Origin of the sequence: Amphibacillus indicireducens, assembly GCF_039539605.1 — a bacterium.
In the GTDB taxonomy this organism is placed as follows: domain Bacteria; phylum Bacillota; class Bacilli; order Bacillales; family Amphibacillaceae; genus Amphibacillus; species Amphibacillus indicireducens.
Genome location: NZ_BAABDL010000112.1, coordinates 20,909 through 45,735 on the forward strand (window position 1 = coordinate 20,909; position 24,827 = coordinate 45,735).

General features: G+C 37.5%; 27 protein-coding genes, 9 tRNA genes and 1 rRNA gene (1 of these 37 cut by a window edge). 35 read left to right on the forward strand and 2 right to left on the reverse strand.

The window, feature by feature from the left end:
* From ABD814_RS09995 to ABD814_RS10025, 7 genes are all read left to right on the forward strand, one after another.
* On the forward strand, positions 1-510 hold the full coding sequence (locus ABD814_RS09995; RefSeq protein WP_344912751.1) for a GNAT family N-acetyltransferase: 510 nt from the start codon (positions 1-3) through the stop codon (positions 508-510).
* Positions 511-519: 9 nt separating this feature from the next.
* Positions 520-1,209 (forward strand): ABC transporter ATP-binding protein, encoded by a 690-nt coding sequence (locus ABD814_RS10000; protein ID WP_344912753.1) that lies wholly within the window; start codon positions 520-522, stop codon positions 1,207-1,209.
* Positions 1,206-2,630: a hypothetical protein gene (locus tag ABD814_RS10005; RefSeq protein ID WP_344912755.1), complete on the forward strand. Its 1,425-nt coding sequence runs from the start codon at positions 1,206-1,208 to the stop codon at positions 2,628-2,630. The genes ABD814_RS10000 and ABD814_RS10005 overlap by 4 nt, the downstream gene beginning before the upstream one ends.
* Entirely contained in the window at positions 2,627-3,091 is a 465-nt protein-coding gene (locus ABD814_RS10010) for a MarR family winged helix-turn-helix transcriptional regulator (RefSeq protein ID WP_344912757.1), read from the forward strand. Before ABD814_RS10005 ends, ABD814_RS10010 begins: the two co-directional genes overlap by 4 nt.
* 279 nt (positions 3,092-3,370) lie before the next feature.
* The gene (locus tag ABD814_RS10015; protein ID WP_344912759.1) at positions 3,371-3,610 is read left to right on the forward strand and encodes a glutaredoxin family protein; all 240 of its coding nucleotides are present in this window, start codon (positions 3,371-3,373) and stop codon (positions 3,608-3,610) included.
* 76 nt (positions 3,611-3,686) lie between these two features.
* Entirely contained in the window at positions 3,687-4,016 is a 330-nt protein-coding gene (locus ABD814_RS10020) for a YppG family protein (RefSeq protein WP_344912761.1), read from the forward strand.
* A 61-nt stretch (positions 4,017-4,077) separates the two neighbouring features.
* Positions 4,078-4,794, forward strand: a complete 717-nt coding sequence (locus tag ABD814_RS10025; protein ID WP_344912763.1) for an alpha/beta hydrolase — start codon at positions 4,078-4,080, stop codon at positions 4,792-4,794.
* A gap of 16 nt (positions 4,795-4,810) precedes the next feature.
* Here the strand turns inward: ABD814_RS10025 and ABD814_RS10030 are convergent, their stop codons facing one another.
* Complete coding sequence (locus tag ABD814_RS10030; protein WP_344912765.1) at positions 4,811-5,677, reverse strand: DegV family protein; 867 nt, start codon at positions 5,675-5,677, stop codon at positions 4,811-4,813.
* A gap of 530 nt (positions 5,678-6,207) precedes the next feature.
* Here ABD814_RS10030 and cshA point away from each other — a divergent pair.
* Positions 6,208-7,665 carry a degradosome RNA helicase CshA gene (cshA, locus tag ABD814_RS10035; protein WP_344912767.1) on the forward strand — a complete coding sequence of 486 codons (1,458 nt, stop codon included), beginning with the start codon at positions 6,208-6,210 and terminating at the stop codon, positions 7,663-7,665.
* Between the two features lie 53 nt (positions 7,666-7,718).
* Here the strand turns inward: cshA and ABD814_RS10040 are convergent, their stop codons facing one another.
* The gene (locus ABD814_RS10040) at positions 7,719-8,489 is read right to left on the reverse strand and encodes a rhomboid family intramembrane serine protease (RefSeq protein ID WP_344912769.1); all 771 of its coding nucleotides are present in this window, start codon (positions 8,487-8,489) and stop codon (positions 7,719-7,721) included.
* Positions 8,490-8,611: 122 nt separating this feature from the next.
* Between ABD814_RS10040 and acpS the strand changes: the two genes are divergently transcribed.
* The 27 genes from acpS to ABD814_RS10175 form a co-directional block, all read left to right on the forward strand.
* On the forward strand, positions 8,612-8,968 hold the full coding sequence (gene acpS / locus ABD814_RS10045) for a holo-ACP synthase (RefSeq protein WP_344912771.1): 357 nt from the start codon (positions 8,612-8,614) through the stop codon (positions 8,966-8,968).
* A gap of 69 nt (positions 8,969-9,037) precedes the next feature.
* Positions 9,038-10,540 carry an NAD(P)H-hydrate dehydratase gene (locus ABD814_RS10050; RefSeq protein ID WP_344912773.1) on the forward strand — a complete coding sequence of 501 codons (1,503 nt, stop codon included), beginning with the start codon at positions 9,038-9,040 and terminating at the stop codon, positions 10,538-10,540.
* A gap of 54 nt (positions 10,541-10,594) precedes the next feature.
* The gene (locus tag ABD814_RS10055; RefSeq protein WP_344912775.1) at positions 10,595-11,617 is read left to right on the forward strand and encodes a LolA family protein; all 1,023 of its coding nucleotides are present in this window, start codon (positions 10,595-10,597) and stop codon (positions 11,615-11,617) included.
* Between the two features lie 112 nt (positions 11,618-11,729).
* Positions 11,730-12,857, forward strand: coding sequence for an alanine racemase (gene alr, locus ABD814_RS10060; RefSeq protein WP_344912777.1), 1,128 nt, complete (start codon positions 11,730-11,732; stop codon positions 12,855-12,857).
* Positions 12,858-13,053: 196 nt separating this feature from the next.
* Positions 13,054-13,329, forward strand: coding sequence for an antitoxin (locus ABD814_RS10065; RefSeq protein WP_344912779.1), 276 nt, complete (start codon positions 13,054-13,056; stop codon positions 13,327-13,329).
* Positions 13,330-13,333: 4 nt separating this feature from the next.
* Positions 13,334-13,684: a type II toxin-antitoxin system PemK/MazF family toxin gene (locus tag ABD814_RS10070; RefSeq protein WP_344912781.1), complete on the forward strand. Its 351-nt coding sequence runs from the start codon at positions 13,334-13,336 to the stop codon at positions 13,682-13,684.
* A gap of 919 nt (positions 13,685-14,603) precedes the next feature.
* Positions 14,604-15,473 carry an RsbT co-antagonist protein RsbRA gene (locus ABD814_RS10075; RefSeq protein ID WP_344912783.1) on the forward strand — a complete coding sequence of 290 codons (870 nt, stop codon included), beginning with the start codon at positions 14,604-14,606 and terminating at the stop codon, positions 15,471-15,473.
* Between the two features lie 4 nt (positions 15,474-15,477).
* Entirely contained in the window at positions 15,478-15,834 is a 357-nt protein-coding gene (locus ABD814_RS10080; RefSeq protein ID WP_344912785.1) for an STAS domain-containing protein, read from the forward strand.
* Positions 15,835-15,836: 2 nt separating this feature from the next.
* A complete protein-coding gene (locus tag ABD814_RS10085) occupies positions 15,837-16,235 on the forward strand; it encodes an anti-sigma regulatory factor (RefSeq protein WP_344912787.1) in 399 nt (132 codons plus the stop codon).
* A gap of 17 nt (positions 16,236-16,252) precedes the next feature.
* Positions 16,253-17,263: a PP2C family protein-serine/threonine phosphatase gene (locus ABD814_RS10090; RefSeq protein WP_344912789.1), complete on the forward strand. Its 1,011-nt coding sequence runs from the start codon at positions 16,253-16,255 to the stop codon at positions 17,261-17,263.
* Between the two features lie 58 nt (positions 17,264-17,321).
* The gene (locus ABD814_RS10095; RefSeq protein WP_344912791.1) at positions 17,322-17,657 is read left to right on the forward strand and encodes an STAS domain-containing protein; all 336 of its coding nucleotides are present in this window, start codon (positions 17,322-17,324) and stop codon (positions 17,655-17,657) included.
* Positions 17,657-18,130, forward strand: a complete 474-nt coding sequence (rsbW, locus tag ABD814_RS10100) for an anti-sigma B factor RsbW (protein ID WP_344912793.1) — start codon at positions 17,657-17,659, stop codon at positions 18,128-18,130. Before ABD814_RS10095 ends, rsbW begins: the two co-directional genes overlap by 1 nt.
* Positions 18,105-18,893, forward strand: coding sequence for an RNA polymerase sigma factor SigB (gene sigB, locus ABD814_RS10105; protein WP_344912795.1), 789 nt, complete (start codon positions 18,105-18,107; stop codon positions 18,891-18,893). The genes rsbW and sigB overlap by 26 nt, the downstream gene beginning before the upstream one ends.
* Positions 18,893-19,486, forward strand: coding sequence for a PP2C family serine/threonine-protein phosphatase (locus ABD814_RS10110; RefSeq protein WP_344912797.1), 594 nt, complete (start codon positions 18,893-18,895; stop codon positions 19,484-19,486). The genes sigB and ABD814_RS10110 overlap by 1 nt, the downstream gene beginning before the upstream one ends.
* Positions 19,487-19,566: 80 nt before the next feature.
* Positions 19,567-21,738 carry a Tex family protein gene (locus ABD814_RS10115; RefSeq protein WP_344912799.1) on the forward strand — a complete coding sequence of 724 codons (2,172 nt, stop codon included), beginning with the start codon at positions 19,567-19,569 and terminating at the stop codon, positions 21,736-21,738.
* Positions 21,739-21,967: 229 nt separating this feature from the next.
* Positions 21,968-22,900, forward strand: a complete 933-nt coding sequence (gene arcC, locus ABD814_RS10120) for a carbamate kinase (protein ID WP_344912801.1) — start codon at positions 21,968-21,970, stop codon at positions 22,898-22,900.
* A 178-nt stretch (positions 22,901-23,078) separates the two neighbouring features.
* Complete coding sequence (locus ABD814_RS10125) at positions 23,079-23,531, forward strand: SprT family protein (RefSeq protein ID WP_344912803.1); 453 nt, start codon at positions 23,079-23,081, stop codon at positions 23,529-23,531.
* 147 nt (positions 23,532-23,678) lie between these two features.
* Positions 23,679-23,753: transfer RNA gene (locus ABD814_RS10130), tRNA-Asn, on the forward strand.
* Position 23,754: 1 nt separating this feature from the next.
* A tRNA-Ser gene (locus tag ABD814_RS10135) sits at positions 23,755-23,845 on the forward strand.
* A gap of 14 nt (positions 23,846-23,859) precedes the next feature.
* Positions 23,860-23,934 (forward strand) — tRNA-Glu (locus tag ABD814_RS10140).
* Positions 23,935-23,964: 30 nt separating this feature from the next.
* Positions 23,965-24,041: transfer RNA gene (locus tag ABD814_RS10145), tRNA-Asp, on the forward strand.
* Between the two features lie 8 nt (positions 24,042-24,049).
* A tRNA-Gln gene (locus ABD814_RS10150) sits at positions 24,050-24,124 on the forward strand.
* 120 nt (positions 24,125-24,244) lie between these two features.
* A tRNA-Lys gene (locus tag ABD814_RS10155) sits at positions 24,245-24,317 on the forward strand.
* 16 nt (positions 24,318-24,333) lie between these two features.
* A tRNA-Leu gene (locus tag ABD814_RS10160) sits at positions 24,334-24,417 on the forward strand.
* Between the two features lie 131 nt (positions 24,418-24,548).
* Positions 24,549-24,622: transfer RNA gene (locus tag ABD814_RS10165), tRNA-Gly, on the forward strand.
* Positions 24,623-24,626: 4 nt separating this feature from the next.
* A tRNA-Ile gene (locus tag ABD814_RS10170) sits at positions 24,627-24,703 on the forward strand.
* A gap of 98 nt (positions 24,704-24,801) precedes the next feature.
* Positions 24,802-24,827, forward strand: a 16S ribosomal RNA gene (locus ABD814_RS10175); its annotated part runs 238 nt beyond the window's last position; the annotation flags it as partial.

Consider the following 24,827-nt stretch of genomic DNA (forward strand, 5'->3'; position numbering starts at 1 on the left):
ATGATCCGTGAAGCAACAATTCAGGATTTAGAAGAAATTATGACAAACGTGCGGGCTGTAGTAAAATGGATGCACGAAAGAGGTAGCCGACAATGGGATATGAGTTATCCAACTGAAGCGGATTATCAAAAAGATATCGATAGACGTGAATTATTTGTTTATCTTTTAGAAGGTAAAATAGTTGGCGTGTATACGCTCAGTTGCGAAGGGCATCAAGAGTACCCTTCAATTAATTGGGCTAGCGATGTCCCGGCGTGGACGCTTAAACGAGTAGCCATAAATCCTGACTATCATGGTCGTGGAATAGCAGATCAATTGATGCGATTTGCTGAAGAGCAAGCAAAGAATGCTGGTATTTATCGAATAAATACGGATACTTATAGTGAAAATTTGCATGCTCAGAAACTATTCAAACGACACGGTTATCAGTTAGTTGATAAACGAACTGGTCGCCGAGGTACGATCGAATTTTTCTATTTTGAAAAGGTTTTGTCCAACGAGGAGGACTGAGATTTATTCATGCTTACTGTTGATCAAGTTTATTTTTCAACCAAGCAACAAGTCATTTTAGATCAGATTCAATTTTTATTAAAATCCGGCTCTATTACCGCATTAATCGGTCATAATGGGGCCGGTAAATCAACATTATTTAAAGCAATTATGGGAATGATTCATCTTGAGGCAGGAGAAATCATCTTAGATGGAATCGCCCAATCAGATAATTTTTTAGCATTTAAAAAGCATCTTTCGTATATACCAGAAGAGGCTTTTTTGCTATCTGAGTTAACCGTTGAACAGCATTTTCAACTATATATCGAGAGTTATCAGCTTGATCCTGTTAAAATGGAGCAACAGATTAAACAATATGTTGATGCGTTTGAGATTGGAGATAAATTAGACCAGTATCCTGAGTCACTATCAAAAGGGATGCGGCAAAAGGTGCAAATTATTTGTGCACTGTTACCAGAAGTGAAGTTGTTACTTGTCGATGAACCGTTTGAAGGGCTAGATGTTCATGCGACAGAATATTTAATCGATATTTTAAAGAAAAAAGCCCGAACTGGTACGATGATTTTACTAACGACACATCAACTTGATCGCTTACAAGGATTGGCAGATCATTATTTAATGCTTCAACAGGGAAAATTAATTAGTTCTGGTCCGATTGAGGCGTTTGATCAATTAAAGCGCAGGTTTGATCAATCATGAAAACGAGTTCAACTTATACTGCCTATCGCTTTGTCAAGAAAAATCGTCGTCAGAAGAAACAACAGTTAACACGATCAGCTTCTCGGATTCTAATCGATAAAACGAGTTTAAGTTATTTAGCTATTTTTGGCTTAATGCTGTTAATCTGGTATAGCGATCAACTTGAAGACTATCAAACAATCTTTTCTAATATTGAAAGTTTTCTGTGGTCACACTATTTTGGTTTGCTCTGCTTTGGCTTTTTACGCCCACTTTCTTTAGCTTTTACGAGACCGGGCGTCTTATTTAGTAGTTCAGACCTCTTTTTGATCACATTACCGTTGGATCGAAATAAATTATGGTTTTATCATGTGATTGATAAGATCAAACAAACAGTGCTGATTGGATTGGTCATTGGTCTAGTTATAAAATGCTTGACCTATTTTTCATCGCAATTAATCATCACTTTATTACTTGGGTTTTGGTTGATTGAGTTGTTAATGATTATTCCGCAATGGCTCCTGTTTCAAAAACGGTGGTATATTAAATTTTTAATTAGTCAGGGAATTATGAGCATCAGCTTATTAGCGAACTTATTCATGTTTTGGTTTGGTGGAACAGGATTTTTACTCATCATCAGTCTCATTATGCTAATCCTGGTGAATAGCTGGGGCTATCGACGACTATTTGACTTTACCGACTGGTCACCAATTATTGAAACAAATGATCGCTTGCTACGGAAAAGCTTGTTGGTCTCACTTGCATCAAATATCAAAATTGATCCGCCAAAACATCGAGGATTTTACCATCAAGTGATTCGAAGCAAGCAATTAACTAAACCTTTTAAAGAAAACAAAAAATATCAAAGTTATCATCGAATTATTTTTTTAAAGTTTACTGAACAGAAAGAGCAAGTGATCAAAGCAATTTCAGGTTTAGTCGGATTAATTATTTTTTTAAGTACATACGCGGAGATTACCTATGTGTGGTCGATTATTATTGTGATTTCACTTTATGCTCAAATTGGTACAAGCTTTTTCCCTGTAATTTTTGAAGATCGGCTGATCTTTGCTTTACCTTGGAATCTTGAAAAATGGCGGAAGGCATTTTGTTATTGGCTGACGTTTGGCCTAGTCCCTATATTTATCATTTTAATGATCCCTGGACTATTTTGGTTTGAAGTTAATCTGATCTTCATCTTGAATGTCAGCAGTTATTTTTTAATTGGCCATCGACTGATCCTCGATCAAATCGATCTTCGAATCAAACGATTATCTGGAGAAAAACATCATGCTTCTTCCCTTTATCTGCTGAGCTTTATTATCTTATTTTTTGGTGTGATCTATTCAGTAAAATCATCCATTGTCAGCGTATTAGTTATCATCTATACTTTAATACGCTATAATGATCAATATATTGTAAAACAGGAGCGAACAAAATGAATCAAAATAAAGAACAGTATCTTAAAAGAAAGCAAGATCCGTCATTGAAGTTATTTGTTGTATTATCAAAAGCTTATCGTGCGGTAGTTGATCAAGTGACAGATGATATTCGGCAGTATGGTTTAAACCCTACAGAGTTCGCGGTGCTTGAACTGTTGTATCATTCTGGGGATCAGCCATTACAAAAGATCGGTGACAAGATCTTATTAGCAAGTGGAAGCATTACTTATGTCGTCGATAAGTTAGAGGAAAAAGGCTATATTAAGCGGACGCAATGTGCAGAGGATCGGAGAATTACTCATGCCTCAATCACAGATAAAGGAAAAGACTTTCTTAATTCAGCTTTCCCTGATCACTGGAAGAAAATCGAACAAATTACCGCAGGTTTATCTGAAGATGAAAAATTAGCGTCGATTGATTTGTTGAAAAAACTAGGTCTATATGCTGATGAGAATAAATAGTAACTTCTACACCTCTTTCTAACTTATCGAGAACAGAAAGGGGTTTTTTTATGTCGAAGAAGCTGATTAAATCTAATGTTTGATCAGAATTTTTTTGAAAGGAAAACTTAACTCAGACGTTTAGATACTCAAAAACTGGGTATATATTATAAGAGTAAGTAGGAATAAGAGCCTAATCGGCTCTATTTATTATTTGAAAAGCAAATTTTAAAATTTAAAGAGTATCACATCAAACGATAAATATTTGAATTTTCATCTTTGGAGAGGGGCTTAATCTATATGTCAGAGAAAGAGATCACGGTTTATACGAGTGATGACTGTGAAGAGTCTATACAAATCATTGACTATTTAAAGGAATTACAAGTTAATTACAACGAAAGGAATGTGAGTGAAAATCGGGCTTACTTAACAGAGTTACAAGCACGAAATGTCTATTCCGTTCCCGCCGTTTTTATCAATAATCAAGTTGTTTTAGGATTTCAAAAAGATAAGATTTATCGTTTAGTTCGATTGAGCTAGAAGGATTTAGGTGAACGATTTGATTCACATTCTCATATGATAATCTAACAAAGATTATTGAATAGGGGTGTTTATTATGCAATCAAATCGATTCTTTTTTCGACCCAAAAATTACCCATACCACTATAATCAATTCCCACCACATACACAAATGAATCATCAGCCCTATCCACCATATCAAACCATGCCATTTCATCAAGGGGCTTGGCAACCACCTTACCAAGATATGCAAGGGATGGGACCTGAGCAAAAATCACCGATTAAAGGAGTTATGGGGTATTTTCAAAATGATCAAGGAAAATTCGATGTTGATAAAGTTCTGAATACAGCGGGCCAAGTGGCAAATACGTATCAGCAATTTTCTCCAATAGTTAAAGGGATTGGATCATTTTTTAAAGGCGGCTAACGGATAGTCTTGTCAATATTGACAAGACTATCATTATTATGATAATTAAAGGATGGTTTTAATGATTGGTTGTTTATGTATTCATGGATTTACTGGAGGACCTTATGAAATTGAACCGTTGACTACTTTCTTGTCAGAAGAAACAGATTGGTTAATCGAAGCGCCAACGTTACCAGGTCACGGTTTAAACTTACAACTAGACGATGTTACCCATGAAGACTGGCTAGAAGCAGCTGACCAGGCTTATCAAGAATTAGCAACGAAGGTTGATCAGATTTATTTAATTGGATTTTCGATGGGAGGAATGATTGCTGCTTATTTAGCGGCAAAGTATCCAGTTAAGGGACTTGTTATGCTGTCGCCTTCTAGAAAATATCTTAGTTTAAGTAAAATTGCATCTGAAGTAAGGCATTTATTAAGAGATCGCTTCTTTGGTGAAATTGAAGAAAATTTAGTTTATCAAAATTTACAGCATAAGAAAGGTTTGATTCCAGCACGAGCTTATGTCGAATTTGCTAAGTGTATTGCAAAAACGCGCCCATATTTGAAAAAAATCACTTGTCCAGTCCTAGTGTTACAAGGGATTCAAGATGGCCTCGTTCCATATCAAACGACACATGACCTCGCTAATGAAATTCCCGTCGATATCGATGTGATTTATTATGCGGATTCGAAGCATTTAATTTGTTTAGGTGATGATAAAGAGCTTGTGATTCAAACGGTTTACGATTACTTAATGAGCAATGAAAAGGAAGTAAAGCAAAAGATCACAGGTTAGTCTGTGATCTTTTTGTTCAAGCTCTTCTTTTTTCGTCACTGAAGAATGCCATGACAATTGCTTCACTGCCTGCGTGAATCGATAACAATGGTCCCATTTCTGCAGTAATAATTTTATTAAATTGGTATTTATCCTTAATTGAAGTCACAATATTGTCTAAGCGTTCCTTTGCTTGAGCATGAGTAATTACGAGTTTTTGATTAGCTGTTTCTGAAAGATACTCACCGATTTTTTCAACAAACCGTTTTGTAGCTTTTTTTGTCCCACGCACCTTTTCAAGTACTTCAATTTTCCCTTCATCACTTGCCTGAAGCAGTAACTTCACATTTAACGTTTTAGCAACTGTCCCTTTAATTCGGTCTAGGCGGCCACTTCTGATTAAGTTATCTAATGTTTTAAGAATGAAAACTGTTCTTAAATGCTTCACTCGGTCTTCAATGAAGTGAAGTAACTGGTGAAAATCTAACCCGTCTGTAATTTTATTGATCGTTTCTTGCATTAATAAGATAATTCCTGATGAAGCAGATTCAGTGTTAATAATTTCAATGTTACGATCGGGTTGTTTTTCTAACAGCATATTTTTGGCCATAACTGCGTGCTTGTATGCGCTACTTACGCCGTCAGATACACTGAAATGGATAATCGCTTTCTCTCTTGGTACTTTTTCAAAAACTTTATAATATTCAAATGGCCCAGCTGCTGATGTTGTTGGGAATGATTTACTCCGGCTTGTTTTCTCTGCAAAATCTATTACCGAAACATCATCTGATTTAATTTGTTCATTGTCTAAATGAATGTAGAGTGGGATTACTTTAACTTGCCAGTCTTTACACATTTGTCTTGATAAATCAGATCCACCATCTGTAATTAGTTGAACTGTCATAAACTCACCTCGAGTATTTATTTTTAATTCTTAACATGAATAAGATATAAATCGATCAATTGTTTACCTTAGAAGAAAGTAAATCACGGCTATTAACCACAAAATCCAATAAGATATCCCTATTTTATCATGATTTGTTTGATCTGTCGCTTGAATTGGATAGCTATGACTAGAACATAAGCTAATATTGTGTTAAAATAGGCACATCCATTGAATGCTCGTTAGTAAGCCTCTTTCATTAAAGTGGAGAGAGGTTTTTTCCACGTTAATAAACATACAGATTTGCGGGTAACCTATCACCATAAACGGTGAGCACTTTTCTCGAGTCGCCTTAGAAAGTGCAGAAACGATAAGACAAATACTGTATCGCAAAAAATGATTTTTTGAAAAACAATGATTATTTTGTAGATGAATGCGACGATTACAATCAAATACACACTAATAAGTGAATGTATTGACTGATGAAGATATCTGTTAACGTGTCATTACAAGCACACGATGAGATTTAGAAAAAGGAGTTTGAAAATAAATTGACAACATTTCAAGAACTACAGATTTCGACGCCGATATTGAAAGCACTGGATAATATGGGCTTTGAAGAAGCAACACCGATTCAAGCACAAACGATTCCATTAGGATTAAAAGGTGAGGATGTGATCGGCCAGGCGCAGACTGGTACGGGAAAAACAGCAGCCTTTGGAATTCCGATGATCGAACAAATTGAAAAAAGACAACGAAAAATTCAAGGTTTAGTAGTTGCGCCAACACGTGAATTAGCGATTCAAGTATCGGAAGAAATTCACCGACTCGGCAAATTTAAAGGGATTCGTTCACTCCCGATTTTTGGTGGACAAGACATGCAACGTCAAATTCGCTCGCTAAAAGATGGACCACATATCGTGGTGGCAACACCGGGGCGTCTACTTGACCATATGCGTCGCAAAACAATCAACATTAGTGAAGTCAGAACAATCGTCCTCGATGAAGCTGATGAAATGCTTAACATGGGGTTCATTGATGATATCCGTGATATTTTAAAAATGGTCCCAGAAGAGCGCCAAACATTACTATTTTCAGCAACAATGCCAAAGGAAATTCGTCAAATTGCAGCAACGATGATGAAAGAACCGAAAGAAGTAAAAGTTAAATCAAAACAAATGTCGGTTGATAATATTGATCAAAAACATCTCGTTGTCCATGAAAAACAAAAGTTTGATGCATTAACAAATTTATTAGATATCCATGTCCCAGAGCTTGCGATCATCTTTGGTCGTACCAAGAAGCGTGTTGATGAATTAACAGATGGCCTTCAAGCACGAGGATTCCGTGCAGAAGGTATTCACGGTGATTTAACTCAAGGAAAACGAATGAGTGTTTTAAACAAGTTTAAAAGTGGACGAGTTGATATTTTAGTGGCAACAGATGTTGCTGCAAGAGGCTTAGATATTTCAAACGTGTCACATGTCTATAACTTTGACATTCCTCAAGACCCAGAAAGCTATGTTCATCGAATTGGTCGAACAGGTCGAGCTGGAAAAACAGGTGTTGCGATTTCATTTATTACACCTCGTGAAATGCCGCATCTAAAGTTAATTGAAAAGGTAACAAATGCCCGTGTTGAACGCATTGACTTACCGAGCCAAGCAGATGCAAGACGTGGTCAGCAAAATATCGCCTTGAAAAAATTAACTCGCACAATTGAAAAGCAAGATCTTAACGATTATCGTGAAGTAGCTGCGGACTTATTAGAAGACTATGATTCAGTGACAATTGTCGCTGCAGCACTTAAAATGATGACAAAAGAAAGACGCCAGACACCTGTTACACTTTCTTCTGTTCAACCGCTAAGTGTGAAGCGCAATAAAGATAATCGCAAGAACTTCCGTGGTAAAAATGACTTTAACAAAAAACGTCATTACGGAAGAAAAGGTAAACCATCTAGTTCCGGACGGAATCGTAAATTTAATAACAAGCGTGCGTCAAAATAATAAAAACAAAAGGCCATCCAAACTAATGGAAGGCCTTTTTTATACCTAGATATTTAAATCACACCTGCTAAAATTCCTAAAACAGCTAAGATTAAAATAATCCACCAAATGATTGAGCTCACATTTCGATTCATACGGAATCGGAATCGCCTTTTATCCCACCGATTTGGGTCATAATTTAAACCATCACTTCTCACGACACGTCGTCTTTGATTCCGCCAAGGTGAGTAAGGAACTGCATGAGTTAAAAAGATCGGTCCGAGGGCAAAACCAGCAATTAAGCCAAAGATATGTGCAGAAATATTTATGCCAGGCTGAATAAATGTCATGAAAACACCGATTAAGGTAATGACCGTCACAATCTGTTTACTGGCTGGATCGATTAAGTCCAATCGGAAAAAACTCATATATAAGAGCAAGCCAAGCAACCCATAAAGTGCACCAGATGCCCCTAAATGTAAGGCAGATGTTCCAACTAAATAAGTGAATACATTGCCAACAATTCCAGTAATTAAATAAACTAACATAAACTTAAACTTTCCGATCATTTGCTCCAAAGCAGGGCCAAATAAAATTAGTGAGAAGGAATTAAATAAGATATGGCTGACATCGTTTGGAGAATGAAGAAAAATAGGTGTGACTAAGCGCCAATATTCACCTAGATCAATCCCAACATTCCAACCGACCCCCCAAGTATAGATAATTGGACTAAGTGGATTTGGAATAAACATAAGCAACCATAAGATCACGTTAATAGCAACAATTACCGAAACAACAGGATAAAATTGTAGAAAATCTCGAAATGACTCATTACGAAAAAACATAGAAACGCTCCTTTAATTGACGATACTAAAATCATACGCTATTTAAATGGGGTTTGACAAATTATATCATTCATCAAAAACTTATACTATAATAAAACTAATAGATTAAAAAAGGTGATCTTATGATAATTGGTACAGGGATAGATATGATTGAACTGAATCGGATTGAATCAATTGTGAAACGAAACCCACAATTTATCAAGAAAATTTTAACAACTGATGAAGAGGCGCTTTATGATCAAAAGCAAACAGAACAAGCAAAACTAGAATTTTTAGCAGGACGCTTTGCAGGTAAGGAAGCTTTTGCAAAAGCTTATGGAACTGGGATCGGTCAGATAAGTTTCCAAGACATCTCGATTCTAACAGGTTCTTTAGGTGAGCCGATCCTTTTTTTCAAACGAGAAGCATCATTTAAAAGTCATATTTCAATTTCACATAGCCGTACATATGCTATCGCAAACGTTATTTTGGAGCAGTAGAAGCTTGAGCTTGTCTGCATAAATAAACGGACAAACTCATATAGTGTAGTGCGGGTAGGAGGGACTAAAATGAGAAGTGTTACCGCGAAAGAAATGTATGATATTGACCGAAAAGCGATTAACGATTATCAACTTTCAGGTGTCCTATTAATGGAGAATGCTGGTCGAGCGATTGCAGAAAAAATACAAGCCGAGCTTACAAAAGATATGAAGGCCGTTGTCTTAATCGGGGCTGGTAATAATGGTGGCGATGGATTCGTTATTGCTAGGACTTTGCTTAATCTTGGCTTTCAGCTTGACGTGATTCAGCTTGTGGCAGACGCAGACATAAAAGGAGATGCCGCTGAGCATAAAGCTATTTTGACAAAATTTAATTGTCCCATTATTCATGTTGATCAAACAGCTCTTTGCCAAAAACTGATTCACTCAGCAGACATTATCATCGATGCGATGCTAGGGATCGGCTTTAAAGGTAGATTAAAAGAACCGTATCGATCAGTTGTTGAAGAGGTTAACACACTTGAAACAAAGGTTGTCGCGGTTGACATCCCGAGTGGTGTACCAGCTGAAACAACGAATCAACCGATCACAGCGATTAAAGCTGATCTTACTTACTGCATTGAAGCACCTAAGCCAAGTGCCTTCATTGAACGCTATGCCAGTTTTTATGGTAAGTGGGAGATCGTTGAAATCGGTTTACCGAGCCGATTAATTGAAGCAAGCTCAAAAGAAGTTTGGACACTTGAAAAAGTCAAACAAACCTTACCAAGAAGAGAACAACATAGTCATAAAGGTAGCCATGGTAAGGGGTTAATTATTGGTGGGACAAAAACAATGCCAGGTGCTGCACGCTTAACGGCAAATGCAGCGCTCAGATCAGGTGCTGGTTTACTAACTGTTGCGACAAGCCAAGAGGCACTTCCGGTTGTTGCGAGTGGTGTGACAGAAGCAACTTTTCTTGATCTGGATGACGAACAAATTGACCTACTAGCTGAAATTAAATCATTTGATGCAATCGCGATCGGAATGGGCATGGGGCGCTCCGATCAAACGCAGTTAATTGTCGATACAGTTTTAACAAGTGAAAAGCCTGTCGTCGTTGATGCAGATGGCTTATTTTATCTTAAAAACCGCTTGTCTGAGCTGAAAAATCGAAAAGCACCAACAATTTTAACACCACATCCAGGTGAGATGGCGATGTTAATCGATCAATCGATTGAGCAAATCAAAAATAATCCATTCGAAATTGCTAAATCATTTGCCGTAAAACATCAGCTGTATTTAGTGTTAAAAGGTGCCTACACGATTGTAACTGCCCCAAATGGTTATCAGACGATTAATCAAACAGGTAACCCAGCATTAGCTAAAGGTGGTAGTGGTGACTGCTTAGCTGGCATCATCTTAGCGCAAGTGATGCAGAAGGGTACAATCGAAGCAAGTCTAGCAAATGCCTGTTATATCCATGGCTTAGCAGCCGATCTGGCGGTTGAAAAAGACCACTCGATGATTGACTTTCTAGCAACAGATTTAATTAATTTCTTACCAAAAGCTTTTCGGACATGTTTAGATTAATCTGCGGGACACTCATTCCCTTTTTCTCTGACTAGAGTAAAAGGAGTTGAAATGATGAACAGAATGATTAAGCTTAGTCTCATTCTTTTCTCAATCTTTATTATAGCTGGCTGTGGAGAGGCTTCGAAAGAGGATGTAATTGAAGATCTTGAGCAGACAGTAACTGAATTAACAAGCTATCAAACGAAAGCGACGATGAATATGCAGACGGGCGAAACAGCCCAACATTATCAAATTGATGTCGCATTCAAGAAGGATCACTATTATCGTGTCTATATGCACAATGCAGAAGATGAAGAAGGCAGTCAAATCATTTTGAAAAATGATCAGGGTGTATTTGTCTTGACGCCGGCACTAAACAAAAGTTTTCAGTTCCAATCGGATTGGCCGACAAATGCGAACCAACCCTACTTGTTTCATTCTTTAGTTTCAGATATTTTAAATGATGAGCAGGCTGAATTTGTCATTGTTGAAGACTACTTTGTCTTTACAACTGTTACAAATTATCAGCAAAATCAAACATTACCAGTTCAAGAGATTTATCTTGATCAAAAAACATTGACGCCACATTTAGTTAAAATCTATGATGCTGATAATAATCTCGCTGTCGAAGTTACTTTTGAGCCGTTTGAGTTGGATGTTGAGTTTGAAGCGGAGTTTTTCGATGTTGATGCAAACTTGACGAGTAGTCTGCTCAGCTTACCTGTTGCTACAATGGAAGAGCAAGTGAACCAAAGTGATTTTTCAATTCGATATCCTAGTGTGACTTATCAAAGTGAGTTAACTGATACGTCTGAATTTGATTTGGAAGATGGTCGCCGTGTCGTGTTAAGTTACCAAGGAGAACGTGATTTTACGATCGTTCAAGAAGTAAAAACATCGTCAATGGTTGCTTACCGCAAGCCGGAGTATTCGATCGGTAATCCGATCCAAGTTGGTGCAACAATGGGTGCGATCACTGATCATTCGCTGTCGTGGTCTGAAAGTGGGATTGATTATTACTTAGCAAGTGAAGACCTGACAGAAACAGAAATGATCGAAGTTGCTCAATCAATGACATTACAACTAGAAAAATAGCTTGACCAAAAGGCAGATCCTATAGTAGGGTCTGTTTTTGTTTTGTCAGTGAGTTGACACTGTTGGGGGAAAAAAAGATAATGAACAAAAGAAGTTAATCTGGAGGCAGAAGATGAAGCCAATTAATTATCGACCAGCAAAGATCGAAATTGATTTATCAGCGATCAAATTAAATATAAAAAATCTCAAAGCAACTTTAGCAAAAGGAACGGAAGTGATCGCAGTTGTAAAAGCAAATGGCTATGGACACGGGGATGTTCAAGTTGCCAAAGCTGCGCTAGAGGCAGGCGCGACTCAATTAGCTGTTGCACTTTTAGAAGAAGCGCTCAAACTTAGACAAGCTGGGATAACCGCCCCAATTCTTGTGATGGGCTGGGTCGACCCAATATTTGCCGATGTTGCGATCGAACACGAAATTACCCTAACTGTTTTTCAATCGAGTTGGCTCGAACAATACTACGCTAACTTTGACCGACAGAAAAAATTAGCGATCCATATCAAACTTGATTCGGGAATGGGTAGAATCGGCTTGCGTACGGAAGCTGAACTGAAAGATTTTTTAACAAAAATAGATCATCGTCAATTAAATGTCCAAGGCGTATTTACTCACTTCTCCACTGCAGATGAGCCAGATACAGATTATTATCAACAGCAATTGAACCGCTTTGAATCAATGCTTAAAATAGTCCGAACAGTGATTAAAACGGAGTTGTTTGTCCATATTGGTAACAGTGCAGCTGCATTAAGGCAGGCGAGTGGTTTATTTGATGCGGTTAGATTTGGAATTGGTATGTACGGCTTATATCCGTCAGCTTATATCGAAGAAAATCGCCCATTCAAATTAAAGCCTGCTTTATCATTAAAGACACAACTTTCCCACGTTAAAAAAGTTGAGGCGGGAGAAGTGATTAGTTACGGAGCAACATATCAAACAAATCAAGCTGAATGGATTGGCACAATCCCAGTCGGTTATGGAGATGGTGTTCAAAGAAAGTGGCAAGGATTAGATGTGCTGATTGATGGGAAAAGAATGCCGATTGTTGGACGAGTCTGTATGGATCAATGTATGGTTAGACTTGATCGTGCATATCCTATTGGTACAGAAGTTACTTTTATTGGACAAGATGGAGATGAATCGATTCAATTGGAGGAAATTTCAGCTCATTTAGAAACAATTAATTATGAAGTAGCCTGTTTATTAACTGATCGCCTACCACGTGCATATCTTGACGAAACTTGATTGAATTCGAAGTTTTTAAAAGTTTAATGAAGCAAAAAACAAGGAAAATCACCAACAAAACGATAAATGTGGAGAAAATCGTAAGTTTTTCTTGAAAATATTAAAAAAACGATTAAAAACACCTTTAAAACTTGGGCTAGCAATGGTATGATAAGAGAGAATTTATCCGGCTTATTATTGTGTGGAGGTGGAGGTTTTGTCAAGTAGCATGAAAGAAATTATTGTGAAGTTACCTGAAAACCTGTTTGAAGAGGTGAATGGACTCTTGGTAGAAGAAGAGAAAGACTTAAATGATCTGCTGATCCAAGCGGCAAAATCTTATGTACAAGACAAAAAAGCACAACATATTCATGAATCGATGCAACGAGGATACATGGAAATGGCAAAGATTAACCTGACGATCGCTTCAGAATCTTTTTTAGCTGAAGAGGAGGCCGAAATCGCCTTAGAACGCTTAGTGAGCGGGGTGTGATGGCTTGATCGTAAAAAGAGGCGAAGTATATTTCGCTGACCTATCGCCAGTTGTTGGTTCAGAGCAGGGTGGTGTTCGCCCGGTATTAGTGATTCAGAATAATATTGGTAACCGTTTTAGTCCGACAGTGATTGTCGCTGCAATTACGGCTCAAATTCAAAAAGCTAAACTACCAACACACGTTGAAATAGAAGCAGAAAAATATGGCTTCGAACGAGATTCGGTTATCCTACTCGAACAAATTCGAACAATCGATAAACAACGATTGACTGATAAAATTACTCAACTAGACGAACAAATGATGGATAAAATTAATCAGGCATTAGAAATAAGCTTAGGCTTAACGAATATTTAAGATCAACAAAAATAATAAAGCGCTTGTCATCAAAAGAGGACAAGGGCTTTTCGTTATATCTAGATAACTCAACTTTCGTAGATCAAAATGTGCAAGTAAACCTTGGTATGGTAAGATAGGTGAGCTATTCATTGTCCACATTGCCCTTACTTGTACACGTGGGAAATTTAACTGTAGATCCATAGTTTGAGCGTTTATTCGTTCCGAAAAGCAACAGGTTCGCTTTTCGCGGTGATGGAGGCCTACAGGACGTAGGTCATGCAGGCGTTGCCACATGATGTGGCGCACTTAGCCTGCCTTCCTTAACTTTTGTAGCAAAAACCGCTACAAAAGTGGATCTTCAGCTCATCCTATTCCCGCAGAAGTCTCACCTATTGCTTATCTCCACTTAGAGTTGCTGTCGCTAGTTTAACTAATAAGTTTATTAAGTTGGAAAGTGTAAAGAAAATAAATTGTGTCAATTTCCATAGTACAAAATCATGATCAAAACACGAATCTTTACAAACAAGATAATAAAGACCACACGTAAATAAGAAAGTAAAATCAAGTGATTGGAACGGCGGGTGGCGACTCCAGTGGGAAAAGCGCGAGTCCGAAAATCCTTATTGCGACACGGCAGTGGAGCAATAAAAGTTGAGGCCGTGCCCACGGAACGCGTCCACCCAGAGTGGAAATCACGGGTCTAGCACCAACAAAATTATTCGTGTTTTTTCCTCAAGTAAGTCATTAAGTCAAGTACTATACTGAAAAGCAATGTCACCCTTAATCAATCTAAGCACAACCTAAAAATGTAACTGCGAAAGTTGAGTAGATAAAATGTATCAAATTGACGTGTAAAGATAGTTTTTAGGGGAATTTAGTGTTAAATTAAATATAATATCGAAATCGATTACAACTAAAAATGAAGGTGGTTATAATGTTGCCAAAGCGTGTAAATCAAATCATCATTAATAATAGCGATATTATTATTAAAAACTGGTTAAAAGCTGTCTCGGAAAAAAATAAAGATGAGTATACATCAACCATTTCTGAGGAAATGCTTCAGAGCACGAACAGAGAGTTTGTAAACGTCATCTTTAAAAGTCTACATGAAGATCACTTGACAACTGATATCGAAGATTTCTCAGAGAGACTTGTTCATTTAGGGTGGCCGTTGTCTTACTTAACAGATGGATTAACAACTTTCCGTCGGGTTGTATTTGATTTTATTTTGAGTCAGAATGAAAAAATTGAAACTGATTTTTTCTCAGTTATCTTGGACAAAGTGAATGGCTGGGTCGATCCAATTATTACAAGGCTTGTTAACGAGTACTCAGGAAATTGGGAACATACAGTGTCGTTACAACGTGTTGCATTACAAGAATTATCTGCACCACTCATTCCTGTGATGCGAAACATTACGATCATGCCTTTAATCGGCACAATTGATACTGAGCGGGCAAAGCTGATCATGGAGAACTTACTTCAAGGTGTGATTAAGCACAATGCAGAAGTTGTTCTGATCGATATCACTGGTGTACCTGTAGTTGATACAATGGTTGCTCATCACTTGATTCAAGCAGCTGAAGCGGTGCGATTAATTGGAGCGAACTGTATCTTGGTTGGGATCAGACCGGAAATTGCTCAAACAATTGTTAATTTGGGGATTGATCTAACGCGATTCCCAACACGCTCATCATTAAGAAAAGGTTTTGAAACAGCTTTAGAAATGACAGGTCGAAAAATTATTAGAGAAAATAAGAAAAAAGAAATAATCGAAGATATTATGAAATCAATCGAAAAGGAGTGATCGCTTGCGTATTCCAATTTTGAAATTACAGAATTATCTACTTATTTCAATCCAAGTTGATTTAGATGATCAAACCGCTATTGAATTTCAAGAAGATTTATTGAGCCAAATTTACAAAAGTGGTGCGAAAGGTGTTGTGATTGATTTAACTTCAGTCGACATCATTGATTCCTTTATTGCGAAAGTTTTAGGTGATGTCGTGACAATGTCAGATCTAATGGGGGCAAAAGTGGTTTTAACTGGGATTCAACCTGCGGTGGCTATGACGCTACTTGAATTAGGCATCCATATGCAAGAAGTTCAAACAGCGTTGAATCTAGAGCAAGGCTTGATTAAACTTCGCCAGGAATTGGAGGGGTAATAATGGAAATCAAACCTTGTGTAAATATACGACAAGAAATTGATATTGTCGGTGCACGTCAACTTGGCAGGCAATATGCTAAGGAATTGGGTTTCAGTACGGTTGATCAGGCGCGAATTGCTACGGCAATATCAGAATTAACTCGAAATATTTATTTGTATGCTGATGCAGGGAAAATTTCTTTTGAAGTGATTGATCAAATTAATCGAAAAGGCTTAAAGATCATTGCGACTGACAATGGACCGGGGATTCCAGATATTAGTCAGGTTATGCAAGATGGCTATTCAACATCAGGAGGGCTTGGTGCTGGTTTGCCTGGAGTTAAGCGCCTAATGGATCAATTTGATATTCAATCAAACGGAGATGGGACGAGAATTGATACAATAAAATGGGTTAGATAATGGGGTGGAGTGCTGAGATGAAGACAACTAATTTAGATTTAAATAGCTATCGACAATTATTAAAAGAATATTTATTAACAAATGATGAAACCGCCCTTTATCAAGCTGAACAATTTAGCCGATTATCGGTAAAGCATAATGTACCACCAGAAGAAATGATTCAGATTCATATCGAGGCACTTCAGGATTTGTATCCTGAACTCCCTCGAGAAATTAATGATTCATTAAACTTCTTGCTAGAAGCGATGATTTCATATGGACTTGCTTTACAAGAGAATCAATTTTTACGAGAAAAGCAATCTGAGCTAGAATCAGAGATTTCAGTTGCAGCTAATATGCAAAAAACGTTATTATCAACGGTAAAACCAGAAGTTAAAGGTTTAGATATTGGTGCGATCAGTGTGCCAGCAAGCACAATGAATGGTGATTACTATCACTTTGTCACAAATAAGGAAAATCACTTAGGTATTGCACTTGCAGATGTAATCGGCAAAGGGATACCAGCCGCTTTAGCGATGTCGATGATTAAATATTCAATGGATAGTTTTCCGGAAAGTCAACAGCAACCAAAAGCGATTTTAGAAAATTTAAATCGTGTTGTTGAAAGAAACGTTGATCCAAGCATGTTTATTACAATGTTTTACGGTCTATATAACCCTGAAAATGAAACTTTTGCGTATGCATCAGCAGGTCATGAACCTTGTTTTTACTATCATGCAAGCCGTAATGAATTTGAAGAAATCTATGCGCCAGGACTTGTTCTGGGGGTAAACAACGATACTAATTATCAACAATTTGTTCGCAAAATTGAAAAAGATGATTGTTTAATTTTATTAACAGACGGCGTGACAGAGTGTCGCCTTGGTGAACATTTCATAGAAGGTAAACAAATTTTACAAGTGATTGAAAGCTTTATACACCTACCGGCACAAGAAGCTGTCGAAAAAGTATTTTGTTACTTTGAAAAACTTCAAGACTTTCAATTGCGTGATGATTTTACCTTAATCATTATTAAAAAAGAAGTTTAATTAAAAGTAATAAGGGAAATACATAATTTAATTAGACAGTCAGAAGGGAAGAGGGTTAATGGATATTAATTTAGATGTTGAGCTTATTGAAGAGGAAACGGTAAAAAGACTTGTCCTTTCAGGAGAAATTGATGCGTATACTGCACCGAAATTAAAAGAAGCTTTATTACCACTTACAAAGCAAGCAAATGTAGAAGTGATCGTTGATTTAGAGAATGTGAAATATATGGACAGTACGGGATTAGGTGTTTTTATTAGTGCATTAAAATCATCTAAAGAATACTCGTCATCATTTAAGTTAGTGAATCTCCAAGAACGAGTTGAGCGACTGTTTAAAATTACGAGTTTGGATAATATAATTTCAATTGAAAACACAGTACGGGGTGGAAATTAATGAGAGATTTTGATTTTATTGAAATGAGGTTACCGGCAAAATCAGAATATGTTGGCGTCGTTCGATTAAGTGTGTCAGGTATTGCAAACCGAATGGGCTTTTCATATGAAGAAATAGAAGATTTAAAAGTTGCGATTTCAGAAGCGATGACGAATGCGACGACACATGCGTATGACCTAGATGAAGAAGGTGAAGTTACAATTGGCTTTGGTGTCTATCCTGATCGTCTGGAAGTCATGGTTGCAGACCGTGGAGGAAGTTTTGATTTAGAGGAAGTGAAAAAACACATCGGTCCTTATCAACAAAACGAAAAAATTGAGAACCTTAGAGAAGGCGGCTTTGGACTCTTCTTAATTGATGCCTTAATGGATAAAGTTCAAATTAGTAATAATTACGGTGTGATTGTCTTAATGACTAAGCAACTTCCAACAAATGAGGTGGAAATAGATGACCAAATCTCAACCACACAATAATCGTGAGGATGAGGTTTACCAATGGATTGAGTACCTTCAAGAAAACCCAAAAGATGAAGAAATACAAGAAAAAATCGTCTTAACCTATCAAAATCTTGTTCGTTCAATTGCTAGAAAATATGCTAGAAACAACTCTATCCATGAAGACTTAGTACAGGTAGGGATGTTAGGGTTATTGGCGGCTATCAGAAGGTATGATTCATCTCTAGGTAAATCTTTTGAATCATTTGCGATTCCTACTATTATTGGAGAAATTAAACGATTTATTCGCGATAAAACGTGGAGTGTCCATGTACCACGTCGAATTAAAGAACTCGGTCCAAAAATTAAACGGGCAACAGAAGAGTTGACGATTCTAAATCAACGCTCACCATCAGTTGCAGACATCGCTAACTATTTAGAGGTTACAGAAGAAGAAGTGCTAGAGACGATGGAAATGGGTCAAAGTTATAAAGCGCTATCCGTTGATAAGAAAATTGAGGCTAATTCAGATGGCAGTACTGTTTCAATCCTAGATTTAATTGGTGATCAAGATGATCGTTTTGAAAAAACGGATCTACGCTTGCTATTAGAAAAGGTTTTGCCAATTTTATCGGAACGCGAACAGAAAATTCTCCAGTACACTTATTTTGAAAATATGAGCCAGAAAGAAGCAGGAGAACGACTAGATATTTCTCAAATGCACGTATCAAGGATTCAACGTCGAGCACTGTTAAAACTTAGAGAGGCTTTACAAGCTGATGGAATAGGTGTTACCGACTAATGAGTATGTACAATCGAGTTGATGTGTCTGTTTATCAAAAGGTGAAACAGGGCAATGTTGTTTGTGGAGATAGTTATTATTACTATCAAGATGAGAATCATTTTTTGTGTGTCGTCGTCGATGGTCTTGGTAGTGGATTTTTTGCCCATGAATCATCACAAGCTGTTGTTGATGTGATTAAATCAGATCCGCTTAGACCAACAACGGAGATCATTGAATTGAGTAACCGAAGGCTGACTGGTAAGCGAGGCGTTGTATTAGGTATGCTTCGACTTGATCTAAAGACATTGCAGTTTACTTATTCTTCAATAGGTAATATTGGTTTAATGACAATTACATCTGAAGGGATTAAAAAGCGCAATATCCCGATGTCAGGTTATTTAGGTGGTTATCCAAGACAAGCGAAAGTTGTCTCAGGTGTATTTACGAGCAATACAATATTTGTGATGTTTTCAGATGGTGTGCAATCAAATGAATTAACACATCATTTATTTAGAGAGAGCAGCGCTGAAGCAGTTACGGATGCATTTCGGTTCCACATGGATCAATCGCGTGATGATGATACTACCCTAGCCGTGATTAAATATAATTAAAGCTCTATGATAATGCGACTTATCATAGAGCTTTTGTGTTTTATTTGGTAAAATGAGTTGAAGAGATTGGAGGAACGAGAATGGAAGTTGAATTAAATCAAACAGACTTGATTAAAATTGTTGCAAAGAAAGTAACATTAAGTCAACACGTTGTAAAAGAGGTGATTGGCTTATTAGAAGAAGGTAATACGGTTCCCTTTATTGCACGTTATCGTAAGGAGCAAACAGGTGGCCTCGATGAGGTTCAAATCAAAACAATCGAGGATCAGTGGCATTACGTTGTTCAATTGACGAATCGAAAGCAGGAAGTGATTCGCTTAATCGATGAACAAGGTAAGTTAACGGAACAGTTAAGGGAAGAAATTTTAGCGGCTGATCAGCTCCAACGGCTAGAAGACCTTTACCGACCATATAAACAGAAAAGACGAACAAGAGCGACAGTTGCGAAGGAAAAAGGTTTAGAACCGTTAGCGGAATTAATTTGGAAGCAAGAACTAATCGATTTAACGAAAGAAGCAGAGCCTTATTTATCTGAAGAACATGAATTATTGACAGTTGAAGACGTATTGAGTGGTGCGAATGATATTATTGCTGAATGGATTTCAGATGATGCAGGTTATCGTGAGTACATAAGAAATCAAACATTCAATCATGGTCAAATCAATGCGACTGTCAAAGATGATTCCTTAGATGAAAAACGTGTTTATCAAATGTATTATGACTATGTTGAACCAATTAAAAAGGTTGCATCACATCGAACGCTCGCGATGAACCGCGCTGAAAAAGAAGGTGTGATTCGAATTAATCTTTCGATCTCAATTGACCAGATTGTCAATTACCTTGAACGGAAAATGATTAACCAAACGACGACTGATCAAGTGAGAACATTTTTACAAGCAACTATTGAAGACAGTTATAAGCGTTTAATTCAACCTTCAATTGAACGTGAAATTAGAACGACATTGACTGAAATAGCTGAAGAACAAGCGATTGAGATTTTTTCAATGAACTTAAGAAACCTCTTGCTTCAGCCTCCGCTTAAGAGAAAGACAATCTTAGCAGTTGATCCTGCATTTAGAACGGGCTGTAAGCTTGCGGTCATTGATGAAACAGGACGAGTGAAGGCTGTCGATGTTATTTATCCGACCGCACCTAGAAATGATATTGCTGGCTCAAGGAAAATTGTTAAACAATTGATGAATGATTATCGAGTTCAATTAATTGCAATTGGTAATGGTACGGCATCCCGAGAAACAGAATTGTTTATCGCTGATTTGATTAATGATGAGCAGTTTGATGTTCCTTATTTAATTGTTAATGAAGCGGGAGCGAGTGTTTACTCAGCCTCAAAATTAGCTCGAGAGGAATTTCCTGATCTGCAAGTTGAGGAACGAAGTGCTGTCTCGATTGGTAGACGTGTTCAAGATCCTTTAGCTGAACTTGTTAAAATTGACCCGAAATCAATTGGTGTCGGTCAATATCAGCATGATGTCAGTCAGAAGAAATTAGCTGAGTCATTGACATTTGTTGTTGAAACAGCTGTTAACCAAGTTGGTGTTAATGCAAATACAGCATCGGTATCATTATTAGAGTATGTTTCTGGCCTCAGTAAAACAGTTGCAAATAATATTGTTAAAAAACGTGAGGAATTAGGATTCTTTACTGATCGCAAGCAGCTTGAGTCGATTCCTCGATTAGGAAAGAAAACGTATCAACAAAGTATCGGTTTTCTTAGAATAAATGATGGCGATGAACCGCTAGATCGAACGCCAATTCACCCTGAAACGTATCAGGTCACAGAACAATTGCTAACGATGATTGATTGTGAAAAATCCGATCTTGGCTCAGAAAAATTACAAACAAAGCTAACCGAATTAAATATCACAGATGTTGCAAGCCAACTTGAAATTGGTGAACCAACTTTACGTGACATTGTTGAAGCGTTAAGTCGACCAGAGCGTGATTTGCGTGATGACTTAACGAAACCATTACTAAAGAAAAATGTTTTATCTATGGAAGATTTAAAACCAGGAATTGAACTTCAAGGGACAGTACGAAACGTTGTTGATTTTGGCATTTTTGTTGATATTGGTGTTAAACAAGATGGATTAGTTCATATATCAAAAATGTCGAAAAAATATGTTAAACATCCGAAAGATCTTGTCGCTGTTGGTGACGTTATTACTGTCTGGGTGAGTGATATTGATTTAGAAAAAGAACGCATTGCTCTAACAATGGTAAAAGACGACTAATTGAATGAATTTAACCAAATTACCCTGAAAACAGAGTTGATACGCTCATTTTCAGGGTTTTACATATTAATTATCGTAGTAATTATCTAAAAATTAAAAAACATCAATAAAAAGCTTTACGTATGTCTTGTATAAATATACAATATCATATAGGAAAATACATAGGGTCATCGCTTGACTAAATGGCGCACCGTACCTGCTTTTAAAATTAACTTAACGAGGTGGAAAGATGAGAAAGAGAATCGTTGTAGCACTAGGGGGAAATGCAATTTTAACAAAAGATCCGAGCGCGGAATCGCAACAATTAGCTTTAAAACAAACGGCTGAGAAACTCGCTCCATTAGTTGAGCAAGGGCACGAGTTGATTATTTCACATGGGAATGGGCCACAAGTAGGCAATCTGCTTTTACAACAAAGCGCAGCTGATTCACCAGAAAACCCAGCTTTACCACTCGATACATGTGTAGCAATGACACAGGGTAGTATCGGTTATTGGCTTCAACAAGCACTACGGGATGCTCTTGAGAAAAGAGGAATCGAAAAGGATGTCATGACATTGTTGACACAAGTAGTTGTTAGTAAAGATGATCCTGCTTTCGATCATCCTACAAAGCCAGTTGGGCCATTTTTGACAGAAGATGAAAAGAACCAAAGAAGTGAGCAAGAAACGTATGTAGAAGATTCAGGTAGAGGTTGGCGTAAGGTTGTGCCATCTCCAAAGCCAATTCGAGTGACTGAAGCCCATTTAATTGAAAAATTAGTTGACTTAGGCGTGATTACGATCGCTACCGGTGGAGGTGGGCTCCCTGTTATAGAAGATCACGGTGTCGTCACGGGTGTAGAAGCTGTGATTGATAAAGATTTTGCTTCGGAAAAATTAGCAGAGCAAATCAATGCCGATCTACTAATTATATTGACCGCAGTTGATCATGCATTTACGAATTTCAATCAGCCAAATCAAGAAAAAATAAATAAAGTATCTGTAGAAGAACTAAAGCAATATATAAAAGAAAACCATTTTTCACCTGGTAGTATGCTCCCTAAAGTTGAGGCGGCGATAAAATTCGCAGAACATTCAAATCGAACGAAAAAAGCAATTATCACATCTTTAGATAATATTGAAGAGATCCTCACTAAGCAAGTAGGTACACACGTTTATTAAAGTGAATCGCCCATAATGATTGTGATTATGGGCTTGATTTATTTTGGGTAGGTAAGAAAGTATAACAACTTTCTTACTACATAAGTGCAACTAAAGCATTCGCCTAAAGGCTTGGCGAATGCCAAGTTTTCTAAAGAATCACTATGATTTGTTTAGGTTAGAAAAAGGATTTGAGATTATGGATGATAAACAATTACAGCAACTTGTTTCTAAGTTATCAATAGAGTATTTTAAGAAACCTTTTACTGACGTAGCATGCTTCAACTCCCGGTTGCGAACCACAGGAGGGCGCTATCTACCCCAACAGAGAAAAATAGAAATCAACCGTAAATATTTAACTGAGCTTGGGATAGAAGAATTGATTGGAATTATTAAGCACGAACTTTGCCATTACCACTTACATATTGAAGGAAGACCTTTTAGACATGGAGATAAAGCTTTTAAAGAACTACTAAAAGAGACCAAATCACCACGCCATTGTCAGCCACTCCCTTCAGAGCAGGGGAAGACTGTGAGTTTTCACAAATATAAGTGTAAACAATGTGGTCAATTGTATAAACGAAAGAGAAAAGTAAATATTAATCAATATACTTGTGGACGATGCAAAGGAAAGATCAAACTTGTCCATTAAATAATTACTGAAACCCTTGACCAAATCATATGAAACCGAGTAAACTATATGTGTGTGGCTTTTGTGAAAAAAATATTTAAAATGAGTTGACAATAAAAATTATATATAGTATAGTTTTTAACGTCGCTAATAAACATAAGACATTATTCCACAGTAGCTCAGTGGTAGAGCAATCGGCTGTTAACCGATCGGTCGTAGGTTCGAATCCTACCTGTGGAGCCATGGAGAAGTACTCAAGAGGCTGAAGAGGCGCCCCTGCTAAGGGTGTAGGTCGCTAATGCGGCGCGAGGGTTCAAATCCCTCCTTCTCCGCCATTTTCACAAAGAATGGCCCGTTGGTCAAGCGGTTAAGACACCGCCCTTTCACGGCGGTAACACGGGTTCGAATCCCGTACGGGTCACCATTTCAAATTTAATAAGTTTAGTATAATTTCGGTCCGGTAGTTCAGTTGGTTAGAATGCCTGCCTGTCACGCAGGAGGTCGCGGGTTCGAGTCCCGTCCGGACCGCCATTATTTATTGGGCTATAGCCAAGCGGTAAGGCAACGGTTTTTGGTTCCGTCATGCGTTGGTTCGAATCCAGCTAGCCCAGCCATTTTCTTTTTCGTTCATTTATAACTTCGATAAAGATACCCTTAAAACAAATCGTTTTAAAGGGTTTTCTATTGGAAAGATGAGATGAATGGATCAAGTTGAAAGATAACTTATTGTATATGAGCCATTAGCTCAGTTGGTAGAGCATCTGACTTTTAATCAGAGGGTCGAAGGTTCGAATCCTTCATGGCTCACTTTTAATTGAATTAAGCGGTCGTGGCGGAATGGCAGACGCGCTAGGTTGAGGGCCTAGTCGGGGTTTACTCGGTGGAGGTTCAAGTCCTCTCGACCGCATATCCATTTTAAAAAAGTTGTTGACAATGATTTAATAGTCGTGTTACAATAAGGGACGTCGCTTGTTGACGAAACGAATTATTTTTAAAGAATTAATTTCAATAGTTTTATAAAAAACAATTTATTTTAATGCGGGTGTAGTTTAGTGGTAAAACCTCAGCCTTCCAAGCTGATGACGAGAGTTCGATTCTCTTCACCCGCTCCATTAAGGGCCTATAGCTCAGCTGGTTAGAGCGCACGCCTGATAAGCGTGAGGTCGGTGGTTCGAGTCCACTTAGGCCCACCATTGATCTTTGAAAACTGAATCCAAACAACCAAAGAAGTTAAGAAAAGAAGTAAACAGAAGCTAGTGCTTCAAGAACGAGTTAATTCAACTCAATCAATTTTATTGAGAGTTTGATCTTGGCTCA

Bases quoted from the DNA above. Each gene is read 5' to 3' on its own strand.
- ABD814_RS09995 (WP_344912751.1), top strand. From the start codon at position 1: ATGATCCGTGAAGCAACAATTCAGGATTTAGAAGAAATTATGACAAAC.
- ABD814_RS10000 (WP_344912753.1), top strand. From the start codon at position 520: ATGCTTACTGTTGATCAAGTTTATTTTTCAACCAAGCAACAAGTCATT.
- ABD814_RS10005 (WP_344912755.1), top strand. From the start codon at position 1,206: ATGAAAACGAGTTCAACTTATACTGCCTATCGCTTTGTCAAGAAAAAT.
- ABD814_RS10010 (WP_344912757.1), top strand. From the start codon at position 2,627: ATGAATCAAAATAAAGAACAGTATCTTAAAAGAAAGCAAGATCCGTCA.
- ABD814_RS10015 (WP_344912759.1), top strand. From the start codon at position 3,371: ATGTCAGAGAAAGAGATCACGGTTTATACGAGTGATGACTGTGAAGAG.
- ABD814_RS10020 (WP_344912761.1), top strand. From the start codon at position 3,687: ATGCAATCAAATCGATTCTTTTTTCGACCCAAAAATTACCCATACCAC.
- ABD814_RS10025 (WP_344912763.1), top strand. From the start codon at position 4,078: ATGATTGGTTGTTTATGTATTCATGGATTTACTGGAGGACCTTATGAA.
- ABD814_RS10030 (WP_344912765.1), bottom strand. From the start codon at position 5,677: ATGACAGTTCAACTAATTACAGATGGTGGATCTGATTTATCAAGACAA.
- ABD814_RS10040 (WP_344912769.1), bottom strand. From the start codon at position 8,489: ATGTTTTTTCGTAATGAGTCATTTCGAGATTTTCTACAATTTTATCCT.
- acpS (WP_344912771.1), top strand. From the start codon at position 8,612: ATGATAATTGGTACAGGGATAGATATGATTGAACTGAATCGGATTGAA.
- ABD814_RS10050 (WP_344912773.1), top strand. From the start codon at position 9,038: ATGAGAAGTGTTACCGCGAAAGAAATGTATGATATTGACCGAAAAGCG.
- ABD814_RS10055 (WP_344912775.1), top strand. From the start codon at position 10,595: ATGAACAGAATGATTAAGCTTAGTCTCATTCTTTTCTCAATCTTTATT.
- alr (WP_344912777.1), top strand. From the start codon at position 11,730: ATGAAGCCAATTAATTATCGACCAGCAAAGATCGAAATTGATTTATCA.
- ABD814_RS10085 (WP_344912787.1), top strand. From the start codon at position 15,837: ATGGAAATCAAACCTTGTGTAAATATACGACAAGAAATTGATATTGTC.
- ABD814_RS10090 (WP_344912789.1), top strand. From the start codon at position 16,253: ATGAAGACAACTAATTTAGATTTAAATAGCTATCGACAATTATTAAAA.
- ABD814_RS10095 (WP_344912791.1), top strand. From the start codon at position 17,322: ATGGATATTAATTTAGATGTTGAGCTTATTGAAGAGGAAACGGTAAAA.
- rsbW (WP_344912793.1), top strand. From the start codon at position 17,657: ATGAGAGATTTTGATTTTATTGAAATGAGGTTACCGGCAAAATCAGAA.
- sigB (WP_344912795.1), top strand. From the start codon at position 18,105: ATGACCAAATCTCAACCACACAATAATCGTGAGGATGAGGTTTACCAA.
- ABD814_RS10110 (WP_344912797.1), top strand. From the start codon at position 18,893: ATGAGTATGTACAATCGAGTTGATGTGTCTGTTTATCAAAAGGTGAAA.
- ABD814_RS10115 (WP_344912799.1), top strand. From the start codon at position 19,567: ATGGAAGTTGAATTAAATCAAACAGACTTGATTAAAATTGTTGCAAAG.
- arcC (WP_344912801.1), top strand. From the start codon at position 21,968: ATGAGAAAGAGAATCGTTGTAGCACTAGGGGGAAATGCAATTTTAACA.
- ABD814_RS10125 (WP_344912803.1), top strand. From the start codon at position 23,079: ATGGATGATAAACAATTACAGCAACTTGTTTCTAAGTTATCAATAGAG.